Consider the following 10,714-nt stretch of genomic DNA (forward strand, 5'->3'; position numbering starts at 1 on the left):
CGCTAGCCGCACGACCTCGTCGCACGGCGCGAACGGACCTCGTTCGCTTTCGCCGGTCGCGAACGACCGGGACCAGAAAGCAGCACGTGTCACTTTTCGACGAGAACGCACCCGCCCCCGCGCCCCGGCGCCGCCGCATGAGCCGCGCCTCACTCGCGGGTCTGTGGGCGGTGTCCTTCTCCCTCATCGCGCTGCTCATCCTCACCGTCGTGCCGACGTCCTTCGTGATCCAGCGCCCCGGGCCGGTCTACGACACGCTCGGTTCCGTGGCCGCCGGCGACGGCGAGCAGCGCCCTCTCATCAGCGTGTCGGGTGCGGAGACGTTCCCGACGTCGGGCTCGCTCGACCTGCTCACGGTCGAGGTTCTGGGAAACCGCAAGCGTACGCCCTCGTGGCTGGAGCTGGCGGCCGCCTGGTTCGATCCGGCCCGCGCGGTCGTGCCCATCGACGAGATCTTCCCCGCGGGCGTGACGACCGAGCAGCGCAACGACGAGAACGCCGCGCTGATGGTGGACTCCCAGAAGGAGGCCACCGCCGCTGCCCTCTCCGAACTCGGGTACGACGTCACGTCGCTCGTCCGTGTCTTCCAGCTCGCCGACGACTCGCCGGCGGCCGGTCTCCTCGAGCCCGACGACGTCATCCGCTCGGTCGACGGGGAGTCCGTCGCGACCACGGCGGCTCTGCGAGACGCCGTGAACGCCGCGGGCGGACGTCCCCTCACGCTCGAGGTCGATCGCGCGGGAGAGCGGCTGTCGGTCGAGGTCACCCCGAAGCAGATGACGGTCGACGGCGAGACCCGGTGGGTCATCGGCGTCACGATCGCGCAGGACTTCGACTTCCCGATCGACGTGACGCTTCAGCTCGACAACGTCGGCGGCCCGAGTGCGGGCATGATGTTCGCCCTCGGCATCATCGACACGCTCACCCCCGGAGAGCTGACCGGCGGGGAGCGTTTCGCCGGGACCGGCACGATCGATGCGACGGGCACCGTGGGCCCGATCGGCGGTATCCGGCAGAAGCTGTACGGCGCCAAGGATGCCGGAGCCGAGTGGTTCCTCGCCCCGGAGCGCAACTGCAACGAGGTCGTGGGTCACATCCCTGATGGCCTCCGCGTGTTCTCCGTCGCGGACCTCGACGACGCCCTTTCGGTGGTCGAGACCGTCAGCACGGGCGGCGATCTCGACGCTCTTCCGACCTGCACCGCGGGCTGAGGCTCGGCGTCCCCCCCAGCGGGCGGCGCCTAGGATGGAGGGGTGACCACGACCTCAGCGCCGACCCCGGCCACACCCAGCAGATCCCGCCGCGCCGTCGGCATCACCCTCGCCGTCATCGCGGCCGTGGTGGTGGCCTTCTTCATTTTCGCGAGCCTCTACGCCGATTGGCTGTGGTTCCGTCAGCTCGGCTTCGACGGCGTCCTGGTGACTCAGTGGACCGCGCGCGCGATCATGTTCGTCGTCGGCTTCGTCGCGATGGCGGTGCCCGTCTGGCTCTCGATCCAGCTCGCCTACCGGTTGCGGCCCGTCTATGCCCGCCTGAGCTCGCAGCTCGACCGCTATCAGGAGGTCGTCGAGCCGCTGCGTCGTCTGGGCATGTGGGGCATCCCCACCTTCTTCGGCTTCTTCGCCGGCTTCGCCGCTTCGGCGCAGTGGGAGACGGTGGCCCTCTGGCTCAACGGCGGCACCACCGGCACCGCCGATCCGCAGTTCGGGCTCGACACCGGCTTCTACCTCTTCACGCTGCCGTTCCTCTCGGCGGCCGTGGGCTTCGTCTCGGCGATCGTCATCGTGTGCCTCCTGGTCACCGCCCTCGTGTCGTACCTCTACGGCTCGGTCCGGGTCGGCCAGCGCGAGCTGCGGATCTCGAAGTCGGCGCGCATCCAGCTCGCCGTCATCGCCGGCATCTACCTTCTGGTGCAGGGCGTGAGCATCTGGATCGACCGTTATCGCACGCTGGTCACCCCGAATGACCGCATCACCGGGGCCGGGTACGTGGACGTCAACGCCGTCATCCCGGGGCAGACGATCCTCGCGATCGCCGCCGCGATCGTGGCGGTGCTGTTCTTCGTCACTGCGATCATCGGCCGCTGGCGCTTCCCGCTCATCGGCACCGGCCTCCTGGTCGTCACCTCGCTCGTCGTCGGCGTCGCCTACCCGTGGTTCGTCAACAACGTGCAGGTGCGGCCGAACCAGCTGACCCTCGAGTCGCAGTACTACGAGCGCAACATCGAGGGCACGAAGGCGGCCTACGGCATCTCCGGCCTCGAGAAGACCGACTTCCAGGCAGTGACCGACGTCGAGCCGGGTCAGCTGCGGGCCGATGCCGACACGACCGCTTCGATCCGCATCATGGACCCCGCGATCATCGGACCGACGGTGCGGCAGATCGAGCAGTACCGCTCGTACTACCAGTTCGCCGAGCCGCTCGACGTCGACCGCTACGAGATCGACGGGCAGTCGCAGGACACCGTGGTCTCGGTCCGCGAGCTCAACGTGAACCAGCTCGGCGACGCGGCGTCCTGGTACAACACGACGCTCGTCTACACCCACGGTTACGGCATGGTCGCGGCGAAGGGCAACGAGCGCACGGCCGACGGCAACCCGGTCTTCGTCGAGCGAGGCATCCCGGCATCCGGTGAGCTGACGAACGGCCAGGAGTACGAGCCGCGCGTGTACTTCGGCGAGTTCTCGCCCACGTACTCGATCGTCGGGGCGCCCGAGGGGTCGTCTCCCATCGAGCTCGACTATCCGCGCGGGCAGGAGGGCGAGAGCCAGACGAAGACGACGTTCGAGGGAGACGGTGGTCCGTCCATCGGCGACGTCTTCCACCGCCTGATCTACTCGCTGAAGTTCCAGTCCACCGACATCCTGTTCTCGGACGCCATCAACGAGGACTCGCAGATCCTCTACGACCGCGACCCGGCGACGCGCGTGCAGAAGGTGGCGCCCTACCTCGAGCTCGACAACGACCCGTACCCGTCCGTCGTCGACGGACGCATCGTCTGGATCGTCGACGGCTACACGCTGAGTGCGAACTACCCGTACTCGTCGATCGTCAGCCTCAGCGACGCGATCTCCGACTCGTCGAACCCGCAGCCCCGTGTCGCGCTCGACAACATCAACTACATCCGCAACTCGGTCAAGGCGACAGTTGACGCGTATTCGGGCGAGGTGACGCTGTACGCGTGGGACGAGACCGACCCGCTGCTGCAGGCCTGGCAGAAGGTCTACCCCAACACGCTCAAGCCGATCAGCGACATGAGCGGCGACCTGATGAGCCACGTGCGGTACCCGACCGACCTGTTCAAGGTGCAGCGCGCCATGCTCGGCACCTACCACGTCGACACGGCGCAGTCGTTCTACTCGCGCGACAACGCCTGGAAGACGCCGAACGACCCGCAGCAGGACACGCAGCTGCAGCCGCCGTACTACCTGACGATGAAGATGCCCGGCCAGGACGCCCCGTCGTACTCGATGTTCTCATCGTTCATCCCCGGCGGTCAGGACACTCGTAACGTCCTGATGGGCTACCTGTCCGTCGACTCCGACGCCGGTTCCGAAGCTGGTGTCGTCAGCGGTGAGTACGGCAAGCTCCGGATGCTCGAGGTCAATGCCGAGACGCCGGTTCCGGGTCCCGGCCAGGTGCAGAACACGTTCAACGCCGATCCCGTCGTGTCGTCGTTCTCGAACATCCTGCGTCAGGGTCAGTCGGAGGTCATCAACGGCAACCTGCTGACACTGCCCGTGGGTGGCGGTCTGCTCTACGTCCAGCCCGTCTTCGTGCAGTCGTCCGGAGCTACCAAGCTGCCGACGCTCCAGAAGGTGCTCGTCGGCTTCGGCGACCAGGTCGCCTTCGAGGACACCCTGCAGGAGGCGCTCGACAAGCTGTTCGGCGGCGACTCGGGTGCGAGCACCGGAGACACGGATGTCGTTCCCGAGCCCAGCCCCGGCGACGAGGCGACTCCGGGCACCGGCGACGGCGGAACGGCGCCGACGACTCCCGCCGCGGACTACCAGGCGGCGCTCGACCAGGCGCGCGATGCTCTCGCCGAGCGCAACACGGCGATGCAGAACGCCGACTGGGCGGCGTACGGTGCCGCAGATGCCAAGCTCACGGAGGCGATCTCGCGTCTGCTCGAGCTCGGTGAGCAGGGCGAGAACTGACCCCACCTGAAACGGAGAGAGGGCCCCGACCTCGGTCGGGGCCCTCTCTCCGTCGTGTCCTGCTTCTTTTCACCGCCGAGGATGCACGAACGCACGGTGCCCAGGGGCTGGGACCGTGCGTTCGTGCTCTCTCGCGAAGCGCGGGGCGTCAGTCGCGGGTGTAGCGGCGGGCGCGCCCTGCGAGGCCGGCGAAGTGGAACGGGCCGGGGGACTCGGCCGCGATCTCGACGTCGACGGTGCTGTCGCGGTGCGTCGCGTCGTGGAGCTCACGGTAGGTGGGGACATCGACTGCGGTCCGCGCGGCGAGGATGGCCTCGGTCTCCGCGCCGCGGGTCGCCTCGCGGTAGCCGGGCTGGACGACGAGGGTGAAGAACTCGCTGACCGACCCCGAGCCGTAGCTGAAGAGCCCGATGCGCGAACCAGTGAGGTCGTTCTCGCCGTCCAGGAGCGCTGCGAGAGCGATGTAGAGCGACGCCGTGTAGGAGTTACCGATCCGGCGGTTGTAGCCGGTGGTCGCGGTCACGAGCTCGGGGTCGAGTTCGACGCCGACGTGCTGACCGAGCGCGCGATGCGCCTTCACGGCCATCTTGGTGAACGGCTGGTGGTGGCAGAACCAGTCGATCTGATCGATGTCGACGCCGCCGCGCGACCGGTAGTCGTCCCACGCGCCTGCGACACCGTCGAGGTAAGCGCTGACGGAGAGCTTGCCGTCGACGACCGCGGTGACGCTGTCGTTGGGACGCCAGAAGTCGTCGACCTCCGCAGTGTAGACGCCGGCGGCGGTCTCGAGGACGGCGAGCGCCGGCTCAGCCGACACGAGGAAGGCGACCGCCCCTGCACCCTGCGTCGGCTCAGCCGCGGTGTCGAGCTCGTACCGGGCGACATCACTGGCGATGACCAGGACGCGCTCGTCGGGGTTGCGCGCGATGAGACCGGCCGCAGCCTGAAGGGCGGCCGTCGCGGAGTAGCAGGCCTGCTTCAGCTCGACGACGCGGACCGAGCGGGGGAGGCCGAGCAGCTCGTGGACGTGCACCCCGGCAGCGCGCGACTGGTCGATGCCGGTCTCGGTGGCGAAGAACAGGGTCCGGATGCCGTCGACACCGTGCCGGTCGATGATGCGCTGCGCGGCCGCGGCGCCCATCGTGACGATGTCCTCGTCGAGGCCGGGGATGCTCATCTGCTCCTGGCCGAGCCCGATGCGGAACTTCGCGGGGTCGATGTCCGCGCGTGCGGCGAGGTCGTCGAGCTCGACGACGTGCGAGGCCGTGGCGACAGCGAGGTCGTGGATGCCGATGGTGGTCACTTCGTGGAATCCTTCCGGCGCTCGAGGAGCAGGTGCGACTGCATGAGCTCCCCGGGATTGGTCTGGGCGGCGAGCAGCGAGAGCTCGCCGCAGAGGACGGTGGCGGCGATCAGCCCCGCGAGGCGTCGGGCGTTCTCGCCGGAGGGACGCTCCTCACGGCAACCGAGGCGCGCGAGAGCGTCGTCGACGGCAGGCAGGTCCTTGCCGTTGCCGACGGTGCCGACGATGAGGTGGGGCAGCGTGCACGAGAAGTACAGGTCGCCGTCGCCGCGGACCTCGGCCCAGGTGAACCCCTGCGAGCCCTCGACGATGTTCGCGGCGTCCTGACCCGTAGCCAGGTAGAAAGCCAACAGCATGTTGGCGTAGTGCGCGTTGGCGGAGCGCAGCGCTCCGGCGATCGTCGAGCCGACCAGGTTCTTCTGAACGTTCAGATCGACGATGCGCTGCGCGGTCGACCGCAGCTGCTTCTGTACGAGGTCTGCGGGGATCACGATCTCGGCGATGACGTTGCGCCCGCGGCCGAGGATGCCGTTGACGGCCGTGGCCTTCTTGTCGGTGCAGTAGTTGCCGGAGATCGAGCCGTACGAGAGCTCGGGGTGCCACGAGAGCACGCGCTCCATGAGCGTCTCCGCGGCGAAGGTCACCATGTTGTGGCCCGAGGCGTCGCCGGTCGTCAGCGCGAAGCGGAGGTAGAGCAGGTTGCCGACGACCTCGGTGTCGAGGTCGATGAGCTTGGCGTGGCGGCTGCGCTCCGAGACGGCGGCAGCGAGCTCGTCGAAACGGGCGACGATGGCGCGCGACGCAGCGACGGCGGCCGCCGCCGACTGGGCGACGAACAGTGACGAGCGCGTCATCCGTTCGTCGACGACCGTCACGCGGATGCCGTCCTCGACGAGCCGCGAGATGCGCGCGCCGCGGCCGACCGAGGGCCACAGCGGCGACTCGTAGGTCGCGAGCGGGACTTCCTGCTCGGTCTCGACGTCTCCGGTGAGCCGAAGCGGTCCCACCCACCGCAGGGGGATCGGGGTGAACTCGGCGCTCATCGCGCGTCCTTCCCGCCGGCGCGACGCGCCAGGCTGTCGATATCGATACCGCGGGCTCGCGCGAACTCCGCCGCGCGTCCGTGGATGATCAGGTCGGTACGGCGGAGATCGTCCGGACGGGTCGCCCCCACCAGGGAGTGCAACGCCGTGAGGTGGTCAGACCATTCCCGGATACGGGAGATCAGCGCCTCCGCGCCGCCGTCGAGCACGACCGAGAGGAACGAACCGGAGGCGCCGACCGCACGCGCGCCGAGCGCGAGGCCGCGCGCGACGTCGAGGGGCGTGCGGACGCCGCCGGACGCCAACAGCACGGGCGCGTCGGCCGGGGCCTCGAGCAAGCACTCCACCGCGGACTGTCCCCACCCGGCCAGGTACGCGTAGTCGCGGCCCGATCGCCGGTCGTTCTCGATGCGCATGAAGTCGGTGCCGCCGACGCCGGACACATCGGCGAAGCGCACACCCAGGTTCCCCAGACGGGACAGCGTGGCGGCGCTCAGACCGAACCCCACCTCCTTCACCACGACGGGCACCTCGACGGCGGCGACGATGGCCTCGAGCGAGGCCGGCCAGCTCGAGAACGAGCGGCTGCCCTCGGGCATCACGGTCTCCTGCATGGCGTTCACGTGCACCTGGAGAGCGTTCGCCTCGAGGGCGTCGACGGCGCGCCGCGCGTCTTCGGGAGACCGTTCGATCCCGACATTGGCCATGACGAAGCCATCGGGGTTCTCGTCGCGGATCACGCGGAACGTCCCCATGAGGTCGGGGTTGTCCAGCGCGATGCTCAACGAGCCCGATGCGATCGCGACGCCGGTCTCACGCGCGGCGATGGCGAGGTCGCGGTTGATCGCACCGGTCGAAGCGCTGCCGCCGGTCATGGCGTTGACGTAGAACGGCAGTGCCCAGCGGGCACCGGCGACCTCGACGCCGAGATCGACGCGCTCGGCGTCGACACCGGCGAGGGCATGGTGGACGAAGCGGACGTCGTCCCAGCCGTTCGGCCGCGGCGGCTCCTTCTGCTGTGCGGCGGCGAGACGGACGTGGTCGTCCTTGCGCTCGGAAGCCAGTTCAGCCGGCATGATGCTCTCCTTCCGGCGGGTGCACGCCGATCGTGAGGTGTCGGATGTCGTTGGTCTCCCAGACCCGGAGCATGCCGGCGACGTCAGCGCCCGCGGGCGCGAGCACGATGCCGCAGTCGCCACCGCCCGCCCCGGACGGCTTGGCTGCCGCGCCGATCGCCTCGGCCGCGTCGCAGAGGATCCTCAGGCGGTCGGTCTCGATCGTCACACCCGTCCGTGCTCCGAGCGCCTGCAGCAGGCGACGGTTGCGCCGGATCGCGTCGAGCGCGAGCGCGTCGTCGGAGGCAGCGCGGGGCGGTGTCGTTCCGGGCGGCGAAGCCGCGAGCGCGCGCCACAGATCCTCCACGCAGGCGCGAGAGGCATCCAGGAAGCCCGTATGCGCGCCGTCCGCGACGTCGGTGCCGCGCGAGACACCGCTGACCAGGCGCTCCGTCGACGCGGGGTGCCCCGTCCAGCCGACGAGCAGGTCGAGTCCCGCGGGAGGCGCGAGACGTGTGATCTCCGTTCCTCGCCACGCGTCCGAACCCAGGACACGGGCGACGTCGTTCTCCGCGCGCGCCGCGCGCAGGCGGTCGCGGTCGGGGGAGCGATAACCGATCCAACCGCCGTAGGTGCTCGCGGCGACGTCACCACCGGAAGCATGGGGGGCGACGGCGATCGTGGCGAGCATGGCGAGCTCGTAGCGGCCGCGTGTGCCCAGGTCGAATCCGTAGAACCGGTCGATCGCGGCGATCGTCGCGACGGTGACGGCAGCCGACGAACCGAGGCCGAACTTGCGTCCGCTGGGGTCGTCGAGCCCGCTCTCGATGAAGAGGTCGAAGAAGCGGGGACGCAAGCCCCGCTCGGCGCGCAGACGCTCGGAGACCTCGATCGCGGCGATGACGTAGTCGTAGGGGTGGTGCTCGCGATCGAGCGTCAGCCCGTCCTGCCCCCGGGTCCAGCGCACCGGCATCCGGCTGTACTCCGGCGAGTGGATGCTGCCGGCGTCGACGCTCTCGGACAGCGACACCGTCAGGTAGCGGTCGACGGCGATGAGCACGGATGGCTCACCCGGTGAGACCACCGCATACTCACCGGCCACGAACAGCTTGCCGGGCGCACGCGCGACGATCGCGCGGGTCGAGTCGACGGTGGTCATTCGCCCGCTCGCGAGACGAGAGCTGCGGCGGGTCCGGGGTGGGCGACAGCGAGCTCGGCGAGACCGTCGAGCGCGGCAGTGACCGCATCGACGGACGCGGGCCGCGTCAGGATCACGACGTTCGGTCCGGCATCGGCGGTCGCCCAGGCTTCGACGCCGGACTCGCGCAGGGCCGAGATGCGGTCGAAGATCTCGACGCTCACGGGGCTCAGATAGCGGATGGGCGGGTCGCACGACTGGATCAGGGCGTGCATCCGCAGGGCGTTGACCTCCGTGATGCGGCCGAGGCGCTCGACATCGCCGTCTCGGCATGCTTCCGCGGCTGCTTCGAGGCTCTCGGCCGTCGACGAGACCCAGGCGGGGTAGAAGGGCGAGGTGAGCACCGTGCGGCGCATCGCCTCACGGCTGGACACCGGCTTCTCGCGCTTCTCCACCATCGCCACGACCATCGCGAGATCCGGCGCTGCCACGGGCTCGGCGAAAGAGGTCTCATCGCTGTCGCCGGCGTGCCAGATGGCGAATCCGGGGATGACCGAGCGCGACGCCGATCCCGAGCCGCGGCGGGCGAGTCGGCTCAGGGAGCGGGTATCGAGGTCCAGCCCGTAAGCCGCGGAAGCGGCGACGGCCAGCGCGGCGAAGCCCGAAGCGGACGACGCGAGACCGGCGGCCGACGGCACGGTGTTGACTGTCTCGACGCGAGCGGAGAGCGTGCTGCCCGCCATCTCGCGAACGATGTCGAGGAATCGCGTGACCCGCTCGGAGGGTCCGTCGACGCGCTGCTCGCCGTTGAAGACGAGGACGTCGCCGGACGCTCCCTCGTCGAGGCTGACGGTCGTCGTGGTGGGGAAGATGTCCAGCGTCATCGACAGGCTGCCCGTTGCGGGGAGGTTCAGTGCGCTGTCGCGCTTGCCCCAGTACTTCACGAGCGCGATGTTCGGGTGCGCGATGGCTGTCGCGGTGCTCATGCCGCTCCTTCGACGGTGGTGGTCCAGACCGCGGCGGCGCCGGCGCGGGTGAGTCGGTCGCCGAGCTCGGCGGCGGATGCCGCGTCTCGAGCGAGCGCGAGGACGCAGCCGCCCCGGCCGCCGCCGGTCAGCTTGGCGCCCAGGGCGCCGCCGGCGGTCGCGGCCTGCACGAGGTGGTCCAGCGCCGGATCGCCGACGCCCAGGCCCGTCAAGAGGACGTGGGCGCGGCTCATCGCGCTTCCGATCGCCTCGCGGTCACCCGTCGAGACGTCGCTGCGGAGGTCGGTCGCCAGCGCGCCCAGCTCGTCCAAGGCGGCTTCGACCGCGCGCGGATCGCTCTCCCGCCGCTGGGCGACGGCGGCGACGGCTTCACGGGTGCGCCCCCGGACTCCGGTGTCCGCGATGACGAACACGAGATCGCGCCCGACGGAGACGGGCTCGATGCGGCCCTGATCGAACCACACGGCCGCCCGAGCGCGCACGGTGCGCGCGTCCAGTCCGCTCGGTGCGCCGTGGGCGGCGCGCTCGGCCGTCTGGATGAGCTCGTGCATCGTCTCGTCGTCGGCCGCGAAGCCGCACGCTCCCAGCACTGCCTCGATGACCGCCGCGGACACGGCGGCGCTCGACCCGAGCCCGCGTTCGGCCGGGATGCTGCTGTCGATCGAGATGTCGAGCTCGGCGCCCGGCCTGCCTGCCGCCGCCAGTGCGGCGCGCATGGCTGTCAGCGTGACGTGCAGCCGCTCGGGCGCTCGGGCGATGGGGCCGTGGAAGAGCGTGCTGGCGAGGTGACCGGGGCCTTCGGCCGGCTGCGCGTGCGCCTCGACTCCGAGAGCGTTGACCGGGATCGCGATCGCCGGGCGGCCGTACACGACGGCGTGCTCGCCGAGGAGGATAGCCTTCGCACCGGCGCGGCCCGTCGCTCCGGGCTCCGCGGCCGAGCCGTGCGTTGCCACGTGCAGATGGGCGTCCGGTGCGATGGGGACGTCGGTCGGTGCAGTCATGGAATTTCGTCGAGCGTAACAGTCCGCC

The 10,714-nt window shown here is 70.0% G+C and carries 8 protein-coding genes; 2 read left to right on the plus strand and 6 right to left on the minus strand.

The window, feature by feature from the left end; genetic code table 11:
- Positions 1-86 precede the first annotated feature (86 nt).
- Positions 87-1,211: a YlbL family protein gene (locus ABIC53_RS04535; RefSeq protein WP_354450556.1), complete on the plus strand. Its 1,125-nt coding sequence runs from the start codon at positions 87-89 to the stop codon at positions 1,209-1,211.
- Between the two features lie 42 nt (positions 1,212-1,253).
- A complete protein-coding gene (locus tag ABIC53_RS04540; protein ID WP_274177933.1) occupies positions 1,254-4,160 on the plus strand; it encodes a UPF0182 family membrane protein in 2,907 nt (968 codons plus the stop codon).
- A 148-nt stretch (positions 4,161-4,308) separates the two neighbouring features.
- On the opposite strand, the gene ABIC53_RS04545 is transcribed toward ABIC53_RS04540, so the two are convergent.
- Genes ABIC53_RS04545 through mvk form a run of 6 tightly spaced genes read right to left on the minus strand, consistent with a single transcriptional unit; the run spans position 4,309 to position 10,686 of the window.
- A complete protein-coding gene (locus tag ABIC53_RS04545; RefSeq protein ID WP_274177932.1) occupies positions 4,309-5,463 on the minus strand; it encodes a hydroxymethylglutaryl-CoA synthase in 1,155 nt (384 codons plus the stop codon).
- Complete coding sequence (locus ABIC53_RS04550) at positions 5,460-6,506, minus strand: hydroxymethylglutaryl-coenzyme A reductase family protein (RefSeq protein ID WP_274177931.1); 1,047 nt, start codon at positions 6,504-6,506, stop codon at positions 5,460-5,462. The genes ABIC53_RS04545 and ABIC53_RS04550 overlap by 4 nt, the downstream gene beginning before the upstream one ends.
- Positions 6,503-7,582 carry a type 2 isopentenyl-diphosphate Delta-isomerase gene (fni, locus tag ABIC53_RS04555; RefSeq protein ID WP_112614888.1) on the minus strand — a complete coding sequence of 360 codons (1,080 nt, stop codon included), beginning with the start codon at positions 7,580-7,582 and terminating at the stop codon, positions 6,503-6,505. The genes ABIC53_RS04550 and fni overlap by 4 nt, the downstream gene beginning before the upstream one ends.
- A complete protein-coding gene (locus tag ABIC53_RS04560) occupies positions 7,572-8,720 on the minus strand; it encodes a phosphomevalonate kinase (RefSeq protein ID WP_274177930.1) in 1,149 nt (382 codons plus the stop codon). Before ABIC53_RS04560 ends, fni begins: the two co-directional genes overlap by 11 nt.
- Complete coding sequence (gene mvaD, locus ABIC53_RS04565) at positions 8,717-9,685, minus strand: diphosphomevalonate decarboxylase (RefSeq protein WP_274177929.1); 969 nt, start codon at positions 9,683-9,685, stop codon at positions 8,717-8,719. The genes ABIC53_RS04560 and mvaD overlap by 4 nt, the downstream gene beginning before the upstream one ends.
- Positions 9,682-10,686 (minus strand): mevalonate kinase, encoded by a 1,005-nt coding sequence (gene mvk, locus ABIC53_RS04570; protein WP_274177928.1) that lies wholly within the window; start codon positions 10,684-10,686, stop codon positions 9,682-9,684. Before mvk ends, mvaD begins: the two co-directional genes overlap by 4 nt.
- Positions 10,687-10,714 lie beyond the last annotated feature (28 nt).

Origin of the sequence: Microbacterium sp. 1262, from assembly GCF_040544895.1 — a bacterium.
Classification (GTDB): Bacteria; Actinomycetota; Actinomycetes; order Actinomycetales; family Microbacteriaceae; genus Microbacterium; species Microbacterium plantarum.